This window comes from Streptomyces sp. NPDC002676, assembly GCF_053592455.1.
The window spans coordinates 498780-514326 of sequence record NZ_JBSFVT010000004.1 but is presented as its reverse complement, the minus strand read 5'-3'; the positions used below and the strand labels follow the sequence as shown (position 1 = coordinate 514326).

Sequence of the window (15547 nt, the reverse complement as noted above, 5' to 3'; positions counted from 1 at the left end):
TGCCGTCGGATCAGCCGATGTTGTCGACCGCTGCCCGGGCCTTGGCCAGCGTGGACTGGGCTGTGGAGTCGTTCTGCTCGAGCGTGGTGCGCACCAGCTGGATGATGGCGCGCACCTCGTGCGCGGCCTTGTGCCAGCGGATTTCCTTGCCGTGGTACTCCGCGGAGACGCCATCGGCCTGGAAGTCGGCCATCGCTGCCTTGACCGCCCGGTCGCGGTGGGACAGCACACTCTCCAGCTGGCCGATCACACCCGCCAGGCTTGTCTGCACCTCGGCCGAGGCACCGGTGTCGTACGAACGGCGGTCCTGATTCTGACCCACAGCCAGTTCCCCCTCAGTGAAGTCGAACGTCGGTGACGGAGCGTCAGCGCACGCCGAACCGGGCGGCGTCGAAGTTGGCGGCGCCCATGTTCTGGTGAGAGTTGTCCTGCATCTCCGTGTCACCGGAGCCGAACGCGGTGTCCATGCCGGACTGGCCGCCCAGGATCGCGTCCAGCGAGCCGTTCAGATCGTTCGTGATGTCGTCCGCGTGCGTCTTGAAGTTGTCGAACGCGGCCTTGCCCGCACCGTTGAACTTCCCCTCCAACGGCTCGGCCGCCCGGATCAGCCACTGGATCAGCGTGCCCAGGTCGTCGACGGAGCCGATGGTGCTCTTGCCGAGTTCCGACAGGGTCGTCGACCCCATGTCGAACTTCATTCACCCACCCCCATACGCGCGTTGCGCCCAGCTCATCGAACACCCTCTCGCATCGCGCATTGCAGACGCAACGAGAAATGCGATGGATGGCGTGAACTCAGCCATGAGCGTCCGTGCGCGGGGGCACTCTCGCGATCACCAGCGAACTCACGACCGTCGCGAAAAACCGAAGGGCCGCACCCCCGCCGGCGTCCAACCCAGGGGATGCGGCCCTTCAGCCGTCACAGTGAGCCCGAGAAGCTACTCAGACCGCGATGGCGACCTCCGCCAGGCCGCCCTTCTGGGCGATCACGGTGCGGTCGGCACCGGCTCGCCGCCGCGGGTCACCTGGCCCTGGATCGTGGTCTCGCCGGGCTTGATCGCCGAGGCGTCGGGGCCGCCGGCCTTCGCTCCGCACATGTTGAACTCCTTGAGGGGCGCGAAGGGCGCGCTGCTGGGTCTGGCCGCGGGGGCGTGCGCGCTGATCGGCCACCGGGTCGCGAGCTACGACTACCCCTCCCGCTTCGTCCACTTCACGGCGGGCGTGGCCCTGCCGCTGTCGGCGGCGGCGCCGGTGGTGTGGGTGCTGGGGCGCGCGCTGGGCTAGGCCGGTGCAGAACGGCTCCCAACCAGCGGTCATGGACATGCTGTTAGGCTCCCTCGCGCGCGTGGGGGAGCGGCCGGGGGGCCGGGGAAGATGCAAGGCGTTGCCGTATGTCCCGCCATGCCTTCGTCTTTCCTTCAGGAGGAACGGTGGCCCGACTCGGCCGACATCTGCACAGATACAGACCTACCGCGGCCGTCCTGGCGGCGGCACTGACCTTCAGCCTCCCCCTCGCCGCCCTGCCGTCCCCGGCCGCCGCCGCGGACGGCGAGGTCGTTCTGGCCGCCGCCCCGCGTGCCGTGCCCAGGGCCACGCAGATCCTCAACGCGGGGACCAGCGGCTTCCTCTGGGCCGAGGAGGGCGACGACCGGTACCTGTGGACGGACTACGCCACCGGCACCACGACCGCACTGGAACAAGGGCCGGACTCCCCGATCCAGTACAACATCGATGACGGCTCCTGGCAGAGTGCCGCCTCCTTCGAGCCCGGTTACTACGGGCACGGTTCCGACACCGTGGCCATCTACTCCGTGGAGGACCACCAGGTCACGCTCTTCAAAGGCGCCTCCGGCGACACCACCGGCGTCGTGCCGATACCCGACGAGTACCACCACTATGTGGGCACCTTCGGCGACACCGTCCTCATCAGTGGCTACTCCGACGGCGGCGTGCCGGAGTGCCAGCTGTGGCGCGTCCAGGACGGGGGCGGGCTCGCCGAGACGCCCGTGACCCGACTGCCGGTGGGCGCGGTGGTCAAGGACGGCGACGCGCGGTCCGTCATCGTCACCTACGGCTACAACCACTGGGGCATCGTCGACCTCGCCACCGGCGTGTTCAGCACGCTGCCCGACCGGCCCAACCCGCAGAACGCGCAGGAAGTGACCGGCTTCCGGCTGGGTACCGACTCGGTGCTGCGGCTGCGGAACGGCCGTGGCAAGGCGGACCTGTTCGACCGCGACGACCTGTCCGCCGCCCCTCGCACCTTCGACACGAGCGCCCTGTCCTACGCCAGGTACGGAATCGTCGGCGACAAGCTGCTCGGCGTGGAACCGATGTCGCCCGACGACGGCAAGTACCGGGGCCAGCCGCTGTGGGCCCTCACCTCCGACGGCACGAACACCGGCCTGAGCAAGGTCATGGACCCGGCCGCCTACGAGATCGTCCAGGCGCCCGACGGCTCCGCCCTCGTGGCGGGTGCCGAGAAGTACGTCGAGCAGGGCGACCTCGACTGGGGCGTGTACCGCATCGCCCAGGGTGCCGACGGCTCGGTCACCCGCACCCGCCTGACCGCCGTACAGCCGATGCCCGCGCAGATCCGCGGCCTCTCGCTCGGCAGCGGCATCCTCACCACGGCCGACAACAGCACGCGGTACTCGCCGGACACGGTCCTCGGCGCCTATCGCAGCACCTGGCTCACCACGACCAGTGGCACCCCGAGGGTCACCAAGACGACAGTGGACGGGCTGGTCACCGCGTCGGATGGCTACGGCCGCTGCGCCGGCGTCGACGTCCGCTGCATCCAGATGTTCGCCGACGGCACCGGACGTCACGGACGCCGCGACTCCACCGAGACCGGCCTCACCATGCTGCGTACCAACGGCACCACCACCTGGGGCCCGACCCTCGACACGGACGACTCCAGCCCGGAACTCCGCAGCCTGTCCGGACGCTACGCGGTCATCGACGGGGCTTCCTCCGACAAGCAGTACATCGGCGAGTTCGCCGACGGCTCGGCGGGCAAGATCCTGCAGAAGCGCAACCGTGTCGCCGCGGCCGTCTGGGGCAACACTCTGTGGAGCGGCGCGGCCACGGGAGGCACGGTCACGGCCACCCGGCTCCCGTCCGGCACCGCCGTGGAGTCCTTCACCACCCGCAACGGCTGCACACCGTCCGACCTCCAGGCCGTGGGCCGCTGGGTGTACTGGATGTGTGAGGACGACCTGGGCAACATCCATGGCTCGGGTGTCTACGACCGTACGGCCAAGCGGACCGCCACCGCTCCCGCGGGCCGGGTCCTCCTCGGCGACGGGTACCTCGTCGAGCGCGTCGGCGGCACCCAGAGCGACAGCGGGGTGAACCTCATCGACCTGCACAACGGGCTGCCGACCAGCGGGCACTACACCGACCTGCCGAGCCGCAAGCTCGCCGGCTGGACCGACATCGGCGACAAGAACCTCGGGGTGGGCACGAGCTGGACCGTGGACCGCTTCGGCGGCGGCGTCGCCTACGCCGACCGCGACCAGCGCGTCCATCTGGTGCCGAGCGGTGTCCCGGCCTCCGCACTGTCGGCCATCGACTCCACGGTCACGTCCGGGGCCGCGCGTTGGTCCGGCACCTGGTGGCTGTCGAAGCCCGCCGGTGCCTGGAAGGTGACGGTCCGGAACAAGGCGTCCGGTGCGACCGTGCATACCGTGTCCGGTTCCGCCGCCCGTGGTCTGCTGACCGCCGCTTGGGACGGCAAGGACTCCGCGGGCCACCTCGTGGCCAACGGCACCTATACCTGGACGCTCACCGCCCAGCCCGCCGACGGCCAGGGCACCGCCCTCAGCCTCTCCGGCAGCCTCAAGGTGACGGCCGGAGCGGCAGCCCCGCGCGACTACGCGGGCAACGACGGCATCGGCGACATCCTCACCCTCAACTCCTCGGGCACCCTCACCATCCAGCGCGGCACCGGTACGGGCACGCTGAGCGGCAAGGTCTCCGGAGCCAGCTGGCTGACGAGCGTGACTTTCGTGCCGTACGGCGATCTCGACGGCGACCGGTGCAACGACGTCCTGGTTCGGCCGGCCAGCGGCGCCCTGCGCGCCTACCACCCGGCCTGCGGGAAAGCAGTGACGCCCACGACGACGTCCACCACGCTCGGCACCTCCGGCTGGAACCAGTACGACGTGCTCACCTCGCCGGGCGACGTGAGTGGTGACGGCCGCCCGGACCTGATCGCCCGCAACGCCACCACCGGCACCGTCTACCTCTACAAAGGCACCAGCACAGGCAAGCTGTCGGCGTGCGTGAAGCTGTACGACAACTGGAAGACGTACAAGAAGGTCGTCGGGGCCGGTGACCTGAACGGCGACGGCATCGGCGACCTCCTCGCCCAGGACAAGTCGAACAACCTGTACCGCTACTACGGCACCGGCAAGGGCACGTTCGGCGCCCGCGCGCTGGTGTTCGCCGGCTGGGGCGCGTCGTACAACGCGATCGTCGGGGCCGGAGACATCACCGGCGACGGGAGGTCGGACCTCGTCGTGCGCGACACGAGCGGCAACCTCTACCGCAACAACGGTGACGGCAAGGGCTCGTTCGGCAGCCGTACGAAGATCGCGACAGGCTGGCAGGTGTACAAGGCCGTCGTATGACGGCGGCCTTCTAGCTAGCGGGCCAGGCCCCCGCCCTTGACTCCGTCCACGAAGGCAGCCCAGGCGCTCGCCTCGAAAAGGAGGGAGCCGAGGGCGGGGGCCTTGCTGTCGCGGACGGGGACGGCGGGGAGGTTGTCGGCGACCTCCAGGCATTGGCCGCCGTCCTGGTTGCTGTAGGAACTCTTGCGCCATTCGGCAGCGCTCAGGAGGTCGTCGGAGACTTCGACACAGGCGCCGCCGTCCTGGTTGCTGTAGCTGCTCTTGCGCCACGTGATGTTGCTCAGGTCAATGGGTCGCATGGCGCTTCCTCCAACATCCGACGAATGAACTCCCGCGATTCGTCCGGAGATAGGGCCAAATCGCGTACCCGATCGTATCGGAGCTGGAGCTGCTCAACGGCGGTAGTTTCCTGGACCAGTTCGCCCGAGTACCCGGTCTCGACCCAGGCGACGACTCGGCCGGCACCCTGCAGGAACATGGTGTCGGTATTCGACAGCCCATGTAGCCCCTTCGCCAATGGCAGCACCTGGATAGTGATGTTGGGGCGCTCCGCCATCGCGAGAAGATGGCGCAATTGCGCGCGCCACGCGGTCGGGTCGCGGAGCGGGCTGCGCAGCACAGCTTCAGAGAGGATCGTGCGGAACTGCGGTCCGTTGTCCGCAAGTAGCAGTTCACGACGCCCCATACGGGCCGCTACCTGCTTGTCCAGCTCCTCCCCGGTCAGCCCGCCCTGCGCGAGCAACTCCGCCGCGTACTCGGGAGTCTGGAGCACACCAGGGAGGTTCGAGGTGGCGTAGTGCCACATACTCACCGCCTCGGCCTCCAGCAACATGTACTGCCGATACCGCTCCTTGAACTGCGTCGGGTCGGCCATGGCCAGCTCCCACAGCGTGAGCAGCAGCTCGCCCGTGCCGTAGTACTGGTCCAGCGCCTCGACCACCTCCGGGCCGCCCAGCGTCTGGCCCTTCTCCAACTTCCCGAACAGGGACGCGTCCCAGCCCACCGCGTCCGCCAGCGCCCGCAGGGACACGCCCCGCTCGGCCCGTCGTAGCCGCAGCTCTTCGGCAAAGCGCGCCCTCGGCTCCTGGCTCCGTCCCGTGATCGCCCTCCGCTGCGGCACGGCACCCCTCCCTGGCTGTGGAATTTGTGGAATTTAGGCCGCCAGGTGTGGAACTACCAGCGGTTCTGGGTGTGTTGGCCTCCGCGCTGGGCCATCCTCGTATCACCCAGGAATACGCAGAGTATGGCAACTGCCACATTCCGTATAGATGGTGAGCAAAGGAGCAAAGCCCATGCGAACGGAATCGGCCACCTACGACGAGCTGAGCCGGCCGCCCCAGCCCGTCCCCGGCTGTGCCGCGTGCGCGGAGCTGGTGGCGCGGCGGGAGAAGGCGCACGCCGAGTACGACCGCAGCGCGGAGACCGACGCGAACGTCCTGATGCGGCAGCACCTGCGGCGGGAGCACCGCGCATGACGCGCGGCGGCGGTCTGCCGTACGAGGAGTGCGCGCGGGAGCAGGAACGGCGGGAGGATCAGGGGGTGCCGCGCGACCGGGAGCCCCTGTGTCCCGCCTACGCGCTGCCGCCCTTCCACCCCGGCCCCCGCCCCCGGCACCGGCGGAAGCGGAAGGTGGACGGTGACCTCGTGAGCGGCGTGCTCACGGTGCTGTCTGTCGCCACGCTCCTCGTGACCGTCGTCCTCGCGGCTACGCTTCCAGCATGACCAAGAAGCTCGTGATCAAGGTGACGGCCGGGGCGGACGCCCCCGAGCGCTGCTCGCAGGCGTTCACGGTCGCGGCGGTGGCCGTGGCCAGCGGGGTCGAGGTGTCGCTGTGGCTGACCGGGGAGTCGTCCTGGTTCGCGCTGCCGGGACGGGCCGCCGAGTTCGAGCTGCCGCATGCCGCGCCGCTGCCGGACCTGATCGAGTCCATCCTCGCGGGCGGCGGGATCACCCTGTGCACGCAGTGCGCCGCCCGTAGGGAGATCACGGAGAAGGACGTCATCGAGGGCGTACGGATCGCGGGCGCGCAGGTCTTCGTACAGGAAGCCCTCGGGGACGGCACCCAGGCGCTCGTGTACTGAGCGCCCCCGCCTCACCCGCACCGCTTACACCTTGGGCGGCTTCTTTCCGTCCAGCTCGTCCCACCACTCGTCGGACTGCGGGTCGCCGGAGGGGTCGTCCCACCAGCGGTCCTCCGGCCCCCGCCGGTTCGCGATCACCGCGGCGACCGGCGGGATGATCATGGCGACGACGCACATGCCGACGGCCACGGGGATCGACCAGAAACGCACGAATCCCCAGGCCATGACGAAGAGCACGATGCACGTGCCCATCATGGCGAAGTAGATGTGGCGCCGCCGCGCGTACATGCTTCCAGGGTAGATCCGGCGACGCCTGTCACAACTGATCCATAAACGCCCGGCCGCCGACGTTCGCAGGGTTACCGTGGCGTAGCGCAACGACCACCGACCCGGGGGAACACCACATGCCTCGCGCCCTGCGAATAACACTGATCGTCGTCGTGATCCTGGGCGGGCTCTTCGTGGCCGCGGACCGGCTCGCCGTGCACTTCGCCGAGGGCGAGGCCGCCGACAAGCTGAAGTCGACGGAGAACCTGGCCTCGACCCCGGACGTGAGCATCAAGGGCTTCCCGTTCCTCACCCAGGCCGCCTCCGGCTCCCTGGACGACGTCGAGGTCGGCATCAAGGACTACGAGGCGGCGACCGGCACCCCCGGCAAGACCATCAGGGTCGACAACCTGAAGGCCGACATGAAGGACGTCGAGTTCTCCGGCGACTACAGCTCGGCCACCGCGGCCACGGCCACCGGTACCGCGACGATCTCGTACGACGAACTCCTCAAGACCGCCAAGTCCGAGCCGACCGAGGTCGCCCCGGGCATCCTGGCCCGCGTCGTCGGCCTCTCCGACGGCGGCAACGGCAAGATCAAGGTCGCGGTGGAGGGGACGGTCTCGTCCCTCGGGATCAAGCAGACGGTGTACGTCCTGTCCTCGGTGACCGTCGAGGACAACCATGTGCGGGTGCACGCGGACAGCCTGCCCAAGCTGGGCGCCGCCGCGGTCGCCGAGGGCCGTATCCGGCAGATCACCGACTTCCAGCAGGCCGTCGACCGGCTGCCGGGCGGCATCAAGCTGGACAAGGTGCAGGCTGCTCCGGACGGTGTGGAGATCAGCGTGAAGGGTGCGGACGTCAAGCTGGCGGGGTAGCCGTGAAGCATCGACGGGACAGCGGCGGGCAAAAGCGGAGGAAACACCTCGAATGAACGCGGGGTGTCCGACTGGCGAGACGACCGTGTCCGTACCGCAGATGCGCTGACCCATACGAGCGTCCGGGGATCGGGTCAAGACCCCCGGGCGCTTTTTCGGTCCCGCGATGCGGACGATCGTGTCTCGCCATATGACACACCGGTGACACGCCCGCCCGGACGTCCCTACGATCGAGCGCATGAAGCGACAGGCGGATCTCACAAAGCGGCGGGCAGTGGACCTGTGCCGCGTTGCCGCCATGCTCTGTCGCACCTTCTGAGCGGAACCGTCCCCCGGCCTCCGCGTTCCCCAGCCGCCCTGCTCGAAGGGCACCCGTGCACTTCCTCCGGACCGAACCGGAGCCCGCACTCGTACGCATTCGCACCCCCCCGCCGTAACTGCCCCGGAGGAGAAACAGCATGAGCCGCAGCGACGTCCTCGTAGACGCCGACTGGGTCCAGGAGCACCTGGACGACCCGTCCATCGCCCTGGTCGAGGTGGACGAGGACACGTCCGCCTACGAGAAGAACCACATCCGGAACGCGATCCGCATCGACTGGACCAAGGACCTCCAGGACCCGGTCCGCCGTGACTTCGTCGACCAGGAGGGCTTCGAGAAGCTCCTGTCGGACAAGGGCATCGCCAACGACCACACGGTGATCCTCTACGGCGGCAACAACAACTGGTTCGCCTCGTACGCCTACTGGTACTTCAAGCTGTACGGCCACGAGAACGTCAAGCTCCTCGACGGCGGCCGTAAGAAGTGGGAGCTGGACGCCCGCGAGCTGGTCGCCGGCGACGAGGTCCCGGAGCGCCCGAAGACGGACTACAAGGCCAAGGCGCAGGACACCTCCATCCGTGCCTTCCGCGACGACGTCGTGGCCGCCATCGGCTCGCAGAACCTGGTCGACGTCCGCTCGCCCGACGAGTTCTCCGGCAAGCTGCTCGCCCCGGCCCACCTGCCGCAGGAGCAGTCGCAGCGTCCGGGCCACGTGCCGACCGCCCGCAACATCCCGTGGTCGAAGAACGCCAACGACGACGGCACGTTCAAGTCGGACGAGGAGCTGCAGGCCCTCTACGCCGACGAGAAGGTCGACCTGGCCAAGGACACGATCGCCTACTGCCGCATCGGTGAGCGCTCGGCCCTGACCTGGTTCGTGCTGCACGAGCTGCTGGGCGTGGAGAACGTCAGGAACTACGACGGCTCCTGGACCGAGTACGGCTCCCTCGTCGGCGTGCCGATCGAGCTCGGCGCCAACAAGTAAGACCTTCGACCTTTACCCCTCAAGGAGTTCAACATGTGCGGAGCGAAGGCCGGCGGCCCCGACGCCTCGACGATCAAGCCCGGTGAGACCACGATCCAGGGCCAGGTGACCCGCGGCGGCGAGCCGGTGACCGGGTACGTCCGTCTGCTCGACTCGACCGGTGAGTTCACCGCGGAGGTCCCCACCTCCGCCACGGGCCAGTTCCGCTTCTACGCGGCCGAGGGCACGTGGACCGTGCGCGCGCTGGTGCCCGGCGGCACCGCCGACCGCACCGTGGTCGCCCAGAAGGGCGGCCTGGCGGAGGTCGCCATCGCGGTCTGAGTAGCTTCTCGGGCTCACTGTGACGGCTGAAGGGCCGCATCCCCTGGGTTGGACGCCGGCGGGGGTGCGGCCCTTCGGCATGCGCTTCCTGGGTCTTGTCGGGTCTTGATCGACTCGTAACCGGTTTCTTTACAACTCCATGCCCATGTCATGAGTCTCCTGTGAAGCACGGATCACGGAATCCGTGCTTCCCGTTCATGGGGGGACTTCATGGAAGTACCAGAAAGACCTGTGCCGGAGAACCCTGCGGCGCCGGTGCGGCGGCGGGGGCGTACCGCCTGGCTGGTGGCCGGGGCCGCCGTGCTCGGGCTGGTCGCCGGCACCTGCGCCGGCTACCTCGTCCAGGCCGACCGCGAGCCCACCAAGCTGCCACCGCTCTCCCAGCCGACGCTCCCGCAGGCCAAGGGCAAGGGCCCCGCACCCCTGGCCGCCGCACAGGACCGCAAGGTCAAGATGGACGGCGACCTGCGGAAACTGCTGCTGAAGAAGCCGAGTGGCGCCCGTGCGGGCAATTTCAGCGAGGGCGAGGACGGCTGGATGAGCATGTCCGGCTACGCCGAACGATTCAGCAGGTCGGGCGAGGTCTTCAGGGGCCTCATCGCCTCGGAGTTCCGTCGTGGGGCCGTCGCCGACTGGCGCGAGAGCGGCACTCGAATAGTCGAGATCCGCCTGATGCAGTACCGCCAGGATGAGAAGCGGGCCGCCGCCGACGCGGCCGAGGCCAACAACAACTGGGCCACCGAGGACGAGTTCGACACCCAGAGCTGGCCGATCCCGGGCACGGGCGACGGCATGGCGTACCTCCACAAGCGGCCCACGACTGTCTTCGGGGTGAGTTTCCACACCGCGGAGGCACACGCCTGGCGCGGGGACGTCTACATGGAGATCTTGATCTACGACAGGAAGCCGATCCCGTCCGGGAGGATCCGGGACCTGGCGAAGCGGCAGATGGAGCGGCTGTGACCAGCGAGAACACGGAGAACCCCGTGAACACCGAGGTGGCCGACCCCGCTCCCGAGGTGCCCGCACCCCGGCGCCGCCTTCGGCCCCGTCGGCTCGCCGCCGTCGCCGGGGGTGCCGCGCTGGTCCTCGTCACCGTCGCGGGTGTCGGCTACACCGCCGTCACCGTGAACGGTGCCGACCGGTCCCCGGGCGCGCCCGGCTGGCGGCTGCCCAAGGCCGCGAAGGGCAAGCCGGTGGCGGAGAAGGCCACCGGTCTGCGCGCGATGCTGCTGCCCTACGGTGAGGACCAGTACGGCCGCGGCCCGGACATCGCCGAGTTCGGCTCGGACGCCGAGCTTTCCGGTCGGCAGGCCACCGACCTGCGCAAGCAGTCGCTGCGGAACCTGCCCCGGTCCCAGCGGCGCCTCATGGAGAGGGAGATCGACAAGAACCCGGTCAGGGGCTTGGCGATGCGCAGTTACGTGAGCACCGCCCATGCGGCCGGCTCCATCCTCTATGCCGAGGAAGCGTTCACCGTGGAGATCGCGCTGTCGCAGATGGCGAACGAGCGGACCCTGCACTCGTCGGTCGCCGCCCAGCATCGGCTCTTCGACGCCATGAAGGGCGTCCGCAAGGGGCCGGAGATCGAGGGCCACAAGAACGCCGCGTGCTTCCTGCCGCCGGCCGAGTCGGGCCAGAGCCTCGACACGATGACGTGCTCCGGGTACGTCGGTGACGTCCTGGTCGTGGCCACGGTTGCCGCGGCCAAGCCGCTCGACAAGAAGGGCGCGGCGGAGATGATCCGCGCCCAGTTCGACCGCATCAAGGACCCGGGGAAGGCCGTATGACCGACCACCAGACCCACATCGAGCCTCCGGCGGTCACGGAGCCCCCGGCCGCCGTGGAGCCCCCGGCGGTCACCGAGCCGCCCACTGCGGTCACCGAGCCGCTCGCGGCGGCACCCCGCCCCAAGAAGGACCGCCGTACTCTCCGCGCGGCCCTGCGCTGGACCGCTGCCGTCGCCGTCTTCGCGGTGGTCGGGGCCGGGACGGCGTACGGGATCACCCGGATGGACCGCACGGACGTGCCGGGGCTCGCCACCGCCTCCGACGGGCGCTGGGACTACCCGGAGCTGGTGAAGCCGCCGTTGCCGGCGGGCAGCCCGGGGCCCTTCGCCGCCGGGAACAAGGCCGGCGCGCACTACGCCGACCTGCGCGCCCTGCTGTTGCCCGCACCCAAGGGCGCCGCGGAGGACCGGACGCTGCGCGGCGCCGACGGCTGGCTGGCGACGAAGGACTTCCTGGCGCAGTACCGCAAGGAGGACCGCCGGGAACTGGGACAGAAGCTCACCGACAACGGCCTGCGGCACATCGCGGCCCGCGGCTGGACCACCCAGGACGGCACCCGCACCCGGATCTACCTGCTCCAGTTCGACACGGCCACCGTGGCCGAGAACCTGATGAACGCCGACCTCACCAACTACTCGGCCCCCACCTATCTGGTGCGCGGCGCCGACCTGTACGAACGTGACGAGAAGTTCCCGGACGCGGCCCGGATCGCCGACGTCTCGCTCGCGCCGTACGCCGAGACCGAGCCGTACGGCCGCGAGCAGATCCGGCAGGCGTACCTGACCGCCGGGGACACCCTGGCGGTGATCACGCAGTCCCGCGAGGGCTCCGCGAAGGCCGTGCCGTTCCGGCAGACCGTGACCCTGCAGAGCGAACTGCTCGGCTGAGGCCCACCTCGCCAAGAGGGCGGGGCCCAGGCCGCGTAAGCTGGGCCCCAGCTCTGCCGTACGCCCGCCCCCGCTCAAGGAGCACCCGTGGAGACCTTCTTCGAAATCCTGCTGTCCCTGGCCGTCGTCGGCGTGCTCGCCTTCACCGGGCTGGCCGTGAAGAAGCTGTACCAGGGCCAGCGCTGACCCCCACCCTAGGAAATACTGCCGCTCATGATCGAGATCCCGTCCGACCTGCACAAGGACCTCGTCCCGCTCGTCTTCCTGCTCGGTGACTGGGCCGGTGCGGGCGTATTCGACTTCCCCGGCGCGGAGAAGTGCAACTTCGGGCAGGAAGTCAGCTTCAGCCACGACGGCCGGGACTTCCTGGAGTACCACTCGCACACCTGGGTCCTGGACAAGGACGGCAACAAGGTGCGCCCGCTGGAGTCGGAGTCCGGCTTCTGGCGGATCGACGCCAACCGCAAGGTCGAGGTCACGATGACCCGCGACGACGGCACGGTGGAGATCTGGTACGGCGAGCTGGCCGACAAGAAGCCGCAGATCGACCTGGTGACGGACGCCGTCGCCCGGACGGCGGCCTCCCAGCCCTACACCGGCGGCAAGCGCCTGTACGGCTACGTCAAGAGCGACCTCATGTGGGTCGGCGAGAAGCAGACCCCCGAGGTCGAGCTGCGCCCCTACATGTCGGCCCACCTGAAGAAGGTCGTCACCCCGGAGGACGTCGAGCGCTGGGCCAAGGCCCTCCCGGACGACCTGCCGGACGGCATCTCGTTCTTCAAGTAGGCCCAAGCAGACGAGCGGGGCAGCAAGGAGGGCGCCGGATCCACGGAGACCGGCGCCCTACACCGCGTCGCCGGTGATGGCGAGGGCGAGCCGCCACATGCGTGTCGAGGGATTGCTGTCGGGCAGGTGCTCCGTTCCCTCCTCCGCGAGTGCGCGGGCCCGCCGCACCGCGTCCTTCCACAGCTCCCCGCCGTAGTCGCGTACGAAGTCGACGGACTTGCCGGCGGGCACGTCGGCGAACTTGCGTAAGAGTGCCTTGAGCGCGTCGTAGTCGCGGATCCACCCGCGGTGCTCGGTGTGGTGCAGTAACAGCCACAGTTCGAAGCACGGATTGGACACGGCGAGTTCGATGCGCTCCCGCCGGGCGCACCGCACGGCCTGCTCCAGGTCCTGGAAGTCGTCGACGTCGACGACGCACCAGACCTGGTCGAACTCCTCCCCGGCGCCGCCCCAGCACTCGGCCGCGTGCTGCACCACCTGGAGCGGTGAGCCGGGCTTCCGGGTGACCTTGACGGACAGGTTCCGGCGCTTGAAGTGCGCCTTGAAGCCGTTGAGGTAGTCGTACTCCGTCGTCTCGGCGCCGCAGACGACCATGAGCTGGTCGGCGCTGTCCCTGACGTTCGTGTGGCGCGTCAGGTCAGTGTCGCGACTCGGCCGCTTCGGGGAGCATGTCGGCTTGGGCCTGCCGCTGGGTTTCGGTGTCCTGGCCAGTGGTCCCCCCACCCCTCCTCAGCAGTGCATCGGCGAAGCTCTCGTCGATGAACGGGATGCCACCGTAACTGCCCCCCAGATAGCGGCGCTCCCGGTTCTCGTCCTTGCGCGGCTTGAAGTCCGCGAGTGAGTAGAGGGAGGTCTCACCGAAGGAGTCCTTCTCCACGAACCAGACCTGGTCACGCTTGAGGATGTCCTCGCCGTCGCGTCGGCCGAGCAGGCTCGGGTCATGGCTGGTGAACAGCAGCTGGGCGCCGTGCGGATTCGTGTCCTGGTTCTGGAAGAGTCCGATGAGGCGGGCGGTGAGCAGGGAGTGCAGGCTGGCGTCGATCTCGTCCACGACGAAGGTGCCACCCCTGCGCAGTACGGAGAGAAAGCGCGGAGCCTGCTCCAACAAGGCCTGCGTACCGGCCGACTCCTCGTAGAGGTCCATCTGGACGACGCCGTTGCGACCGCGGTGCCCGACCCAGGGCCGGACCATCTCCCGTGGGCCCTCGTCCTCCAGTTCGCGCAGCAGCCGGGAGGGGATCCGCCTCCCGTACTGCCGGCGCAGGCTCTCCTCGTCCATCAGGACCCGTTCCATGCCGCATCCCTCGATGCCCAGGTCCGCGGCCTGGAGGAGGTGCATGATCTCCGGGTACCGGTCGGCGTTCTCCAGCGCGCGCACGGCGGACAGACCGTACGGCCGCGTCTCGTTCGCGCGGCGGAACTGGAGCTCTCGCGCGAACCAGTCGTACACCGGCCGGAAGTCCCGCTGGCGTGAGCGCGCGGCCAGGGAGAGGAAGAGGACGTTGGGCTCCGTGATGCTCTCGACCAGCTCCAGTTCCCGGGCCTCCTGAGAGGCTCCGGGCTTGACGCTGTCGCCTTCGCGGGAGAAGAGCTGGCGTTTCTTGCCCAGGGGGTAGCTGTCCAGCCACTCCTCGGTGACCCGGTCGTCGTCCACGGCGAAGCCGTACGTGTAGCGCACCCCGTCCAGCAGGAGGTCGGCGACGTACCAGGAGGGTTCGTCCTTGGCCTCGTCGTCGAGGAGGAACGGGTGGCGGAGGATGCCGCCGTCCGGTTCGGCGTCCCGGTGCGAGGACACCACCATGCGGGCCATGTACTGGAGGGCGTCCAGCAGGTTCGTCTTGCCGGACGCGTTGGCACCGAAGACGCCCGCGACCGGTACAGCCTGCCATTCAGTGCCGGCGGGGCGGTCGTCCTCGTAGACCGGATGAAGGTTGAGCTGTTGCTCCTGCCGGATGGAACGGTGGTTCGCCACACGGAAGCTGAGCAGCACGATCACACACCTCCGGCTTCGCTCTCATAGCTGTACTCTTTCCATTACCTGCCAGTAAATCTCGCAGATGCCTATCTGGCAACGCGGATGGCGGCCACTCCAGCCCTTTCGTGTGAAAAGTTCACGCCGGGTTGCCGTGCTGTTGGCGCCCGTAGACTTGGGTCCGTGGTGAGCACCGACTGGAAGAGCGACCTCAGGCAGCGTGGCTACCGGCTGACGCCGCAGCGGCAGCTTGTCCTCGAAGCCGTCGACACCCTTGAGCACGCGACCCCCGACGACATCCTCGTGGAAGTGAGGAAGACGGCGTCGGGGGTCAACATCTCCACCGTCTACCGCACGCTGGAGCTGCTGGAGGAGCTGGGCCTGGTCAGCCACGCCCACCTCGGGCACGGCGCGCCCACCTACCACCTCGCCGACCGCCACCGGCATCTGCACCTGGTGTGCCGGGACTGCGAGAACGTCATCGAGGCCGATGTGGCGGTGGCCGCGGAGTTCACGGCCAAGCTGCGCGAACAGTTCGGCTTCGAGACCGACATGAAGCACTTCGCGATCTTCGGCCGCTGCAAGGACTGTTCGCTGAAGGGCTCAAGTAGCACGTCGTAGGC

General features: G+C 68.9%; 21 protein-coding genes and 1 pseudogene. 14 read left to right on the top strand and 8 right to left on the bottom strand.

The features are described from left to right. Window positions 1-10: 10 nt before the first annotated feature. The 3 genes and pseudogenes from ACWD3E_RS15710 to ACWD3E_RS15700 all read right to left on the bottom strand — a co-directional run. Entirely contained in the window at window positions 11-322 is a 312-nt protein-coding gene (locus tag ACWD3E_RS15710) for a pore-forming ESAT-6 family protein (RefSeq protein ID WP_451388081.1), read from the bottom strand. A 43-nt stretch (window positions 323-365) separates the two neighbouring features. Next, window positions 366-698: a hypothetical protein gene (locus ACWD3E_RS15705; protein ID WP_451388080.1), complete on the bottom strand. Its 333-nt coding sequence runs from the start codon at window positions 696-698 to the stop codon at window positions 366-368. A gap of 303 nt (window positions 699-1001) precedes the next feature. Then, window positions 1002-1097: pseudogene (locus tag ACWD3E_RS15700) on the bottom strand (DUF1416 domain-containing protein); the annotation flags it as partial. On the opposite strand from ACWD3E_RS15700, the gene ACWD3E_RS15695 reads away from it, so the two are divergent. Together ACWD3E_RS15695 and ACWD3E_RS15690 are read left to right on the top strand one after the other, a co-directional pair. Then, entirely contained in the window at window positions 1096-1284 is a 189-nt protein-coding gene (locus ACWD3E_RS15695; RefSeq protein ID WP_451388159.1) for a hypothetical protein, read from the top strand. The pseudogene ACWD3E_RS15700 and the gene ACWD3E_RS15695 sit on opposite strands and share 2 nt — an antisense overlap. A gap of 146 nt (window positions 1285-1430) precedes the next feature. After that, complete coding sequence (locus ACWD3E_RS15690) at window positions 1431-4637, top strand: FG-GAP-like repeat-containing protein (RefSeq protein WP_451388079.1); 3207 nt, start codon at window positions 1431-1433, stop codon at window positions 4635-4637. A 14-nt stretch (window positions 4638-4651) separates the two neighbouring features. Here ACWD3E_RS15690 and ACWD3E_RS15685 read toward each other — a convergent pair whose 3' ends face one another. After that, a complete protein-coding gene (locus ACWD3E_RS15685) occupies window positions 4652-4936 on the bottom strand; it encodes a DUF397 domain-containing protein (protein WP_451388078.1) in 285 nt (94 codons plus the stop codon). Continuing rightward, on the bottom strand, window positions 4918-5757 hold the full coding sequence (locus tag ACWD3E_RS15680) for a helix-turn-helix domain-containing protein (RefSeq protein WP_451388077.1): 840 nt from the start codon (window positions 5755-5757) through the stop codon (window positions 4918-4920). Before ACWD3E_RS15680 ends, ACWD3E_RS15685 begins: the two co-directional genes overlap by 19 nt. Window positions 5758-5929: 172 nt before the next feature. On the opposite strand from ACWD3E_RS15680, the gene ACWD3E_RS15675 reads away from it, so the two are divergent. The 3 genes from ACWD3E_RS15675 to ACWD3E_RS15665 are packed head-to-tail and all read left to right on the top strand — an operon-like array spanning window position 5930 to window position 6719. Next, entirely contained in the window at window positions 5930-6112 is a 183-nt protein-coding gene (locus tag ACWD3E_RS15675; protein WP_451388076.1) for a hypothetical protein, read from the top strand. Next, window positions 6109-6360 (top strand): hypothetical protein, encoded by a 252-nt coding sequence (locus ACWD3E_RS15670; protein ID WP_451388075.1) that lies wholly within the window; start codon window positions 6109-6111, stop codon window positions 6358-6360. The genes ACWD3E_RS15675 and ACWD3E_RS15670 overlap by 4 nt, the downstream gene beginning before the upstream one ends. After that, window positions 6357-6719, top strand: a complete 363-nt coding sequence (locus ACWD3E_RS15665) for a DsrE family protein (RefSeq protein ID WP_451350482.1) — start codon at window positions 6357-6359, stop codon at window positions 6717-6719. The genes ACWD3E_RS15670 and ACWD3E_RS15665 overlap by 4 nt, the downstream gene beginning before the upstream one ends. 24 nt (window positions 6720-6743) lie before the next feature. On the opposite strand, the gene ACWD3E_RS15660 is transcribed toward ACWD3E_RS15665, so the two are convergent. Then, a complete protein-coding gene (locus tag ACWD3E_RS15660; RefSeq protein ID WP_451388074.1) occupies window positions 6744-7007 on the bottom strand; it encodes a DUF3099 domain-containing protein in 264 nt (87 codons plus the stop codon). A gap of 116 nt (window positions 7008-7123) precedes the next feature. Here ACWD3E_RS15660 and ACWD3E_RS15655 point away from each other — a divergent pair, with 116 nt between their 5' ends. The 8 genes from ACWD3E_RS15655 (at window position 7124) to ACWD3E_RS15620 (ending at window position 12952) form a co-directional block, all read left to right on the top strand. Then, a complete protein-coding gene (locus ACWD3E_RS15655; RefSeq protein WP_451388073.1) occupies window positions 7124-7864 on the top strand; it encodes an LmeA family phospholipid-binding protein in 741 nt (246 codons plus the stop codon). Window positions 7865-8102: 238 nt separating this feature from the next. Further along, window positions 8103-8183, top strand: coding sequence for a putative leader peptide (locus ACWD3E_RS15650; protein ID WP_350310325.1), 81 nt, complete (start codon window positions 8103-8105; stop codon window positions 8181-8183). Between the two features lie 139 nt (window positions 8184-8322). Next, entirely contained in the window at window positions 8323-9168 is an 846-nt protein-coding gene (locus ACWD3E_RS15645; RefSeq protein WP_451388072.1) for a sulfurtransferase, read from the top strand. A gap of 33 nt (window positions 9169-9201) precedes the next feature. Next, window positions 9202-9489: a DUF1416 domain-containing protein gene (locus ACWD3E_RS15640; RefSeq protein WP_451350486.1), complete on the top strand. Its 288-nt coding sequence runs from the start codon at window positions 9202-9204 to the stop codon at window positions 9487-9489. 210 nt (window positions 9490-9699) lie between these two features. Continuing rightward, window positions 9700-10452: a hypothetical protein gene (locus ACWD3E_RS15635; RefSeq protein ID WP_451388071.1), complete on the top strand. Its 753-nt coding sequence runs from the start codon at window positions 9700-9702 to the stop codon at window positions 10450-10452. After that, entirely contained in the window at window positions 10449-11279 is an 831-nt protein-coding gene (locus ACWD3E_RS15630; protein WP_451388070.1) for a hypothetical protein, read from the top strand. The genes ACWD3E_RS15635 and ACWD3E_RS15630 overlap by 4 nt, the downstream gene beginning before the upstream one ends. Next, complete coding sequence (locus ACWD3E_RS15625; RefSeq protein WP_451388069.1) at window positions 11276-12166, top strand: hypothetical protein; 891 nt, start codon at window positions 11276-11278, stop codon at window positions 12164-12166. The genes ACWD3E_RS15630 and ACWD3E_RS15625 overlap by 4 nt, the downstream gene beginning before the upstream one ends. Window positions 12167-12379: 213 nt before the next feature. Further along, window positions 12380-12952: an FABP family protein gene (locus ACWD3E_RS15620; RefSeq protein WP_451350490.1), complete on the top strand. Its 573-nt coding sequence runs from the start codon at window positions 12380-12382 to the stop codon at window positions 12950-12952. A 57-nt stretch (window positions 12953-13009) separates the two neighbouring features. Here the strand turns inward: ACWD3E_RS15620 and ACWD3E_RS15615 are convergent, their stop codons facing one another. Together ACWD3E_RS15615 and ACWD3E_RS15610 are read right to left on the bottom strand one after the other, a co-directional pair. Continuing rightward, window positions 13010-13546 (bottom strand): RloB family protein, encoded by a 537-nt coding sequence (locus tag ACWD3E_RS15615; RefSeq protein WP_451388068.1) that lies wholly within the window; start codon window positions 13544-13546, stop codon window positions 13010-13012. A 43-nt stretch (window positions 13547-13589) separates the two neighbouring features. Then, entirely contained in the window at window positions 13590-14942 is a 1353-nt protein-coding gene (locus ACWD3E_RS15610) for an AAA family ATPase (RefSeq protein ID WP_451388067.1), read from the bottom strand. Window positions 14943-15107: 165 nt separating this feature from the next. On the opposite strand from ACWD3E_RS15610, the gene ACWD3E_RS15605 reads away from it, so the two are divergent. Beyond that, on the top strand, window positions 15108-15545 hold the full coding sequence (locus ACWD3E_RS15605; protein ID WP_451388066.1) for a Fur family transcriptional regulator: 438 nt from the start codon (window positions 15108-15110) through the stop codon (window positions 15543-15545). Window positions 15546-15547: the final 2 nt, after the last annotated feature.

Coding starts and splice junctions, on each gene's coding strand:
- ACWD3E_RS15705 (WP_451388080.1), bottom strand. CDS start 698: ATGAAGTTCGACATGGGGTCGACGACCCTGTCGGAACTCGGCAAGAGC.
- ACWD3E_RS15695 (WP_451388159.1), top strand. CDS start 1,096: ATGTTGAACTCCTTGAGGGGCGCGAAGGGCGCGCTGCTGGGTCTGGCC.
- ACWD3E_RS15685 (WP_451388078.1), bottom strand. CDS start 4,936: ATGCGACCCATTGACCTGAGCAACATCACGTGGCGCAAGAGCAGCTAC.
- ACWD3E_RS15675 (WP_451388076.1), top strand. CDS start 5,930: ATGCGAACGGAATCGGCCACCTACGACGAGCTGAGCCGGCCGCCCCAG.
- ACWD3E_RS15670 (WP_451388075.1), top strand. CDS start 6,109: ATGACGCGCGGCGGCGGTCTGCCGTACGAGGAGTGCGCGCGGGAGCAG.
- ACWD3E_RS15665 (WP_451350482.1), top strand. CDS start 6,357: ATGACCAAGAAGCTCGTGATCAAGGTGACGGCCGGGGCGGACGCCCCC.
- ACWD3E_RS15660 (WP_451388074.1), bottom strand. CDS start 7,007: ATGTACGCGCGGCGGCGCCACATCTACTTCGCCATGATGGGCACGTGC.
- ACWD3E_RS15655 (WP_451388073.1), top strand. CDS start 7,124: ATGCCTCGCGCCCTGCGAATAACACTGATCGTCGTCGTGATCCTGGGC.
- ACWD3E_RS15650 (WP_350310325.1), top strand. CDS start 8,103: ATGAAGCGACAGGCGGATCTCACAAAGCGGCGGGCAGTGGACCTGTGC.
- ACWD3E_RS15645 (WP_451388072.1), top strand. CDS start 8,323: ATGAGCCGCAGCGACGTCCTCGTAGACGCCGACTGGGTCCAGGAGCAC.
- ACWD3E_RS15640 (WP_451350486.1), top strand. CDS start 9,202: ATGTGCGGAGCGAAGGCCGGCGGCCCCGACGCCTCGACGATCAAGCCC.
- ACWD3E_RS15635 (WP_451388071.1), top strand. CDS start 9,700: ATGGAAGTACCAGAAAGACCTGTGCCGGAGAACCCTGCGGCGCCGGTG.
- ACWD3E_RS15625 (WP_451388069.1), top strand. CDS start 11,276: ATGACCGACCACCAGACCCACATCGAGCCTCCGGCGGTCACGGAGCCC.
- ACWD3E_RS15620 (WP_451350490.1), top strand. CDS start 12,380: ATGATCGAGATCCCGTCCGACCTGCACAAGGACCTCGTCCCGCTCGTC.
- ACWD3E_RS15615 (WP_451388068.1), bottom strand. CDS start 13,546: ATGGTCGTCTGCGGCGCCGAGACGACGGAGTACGACTACCTCAACGGC.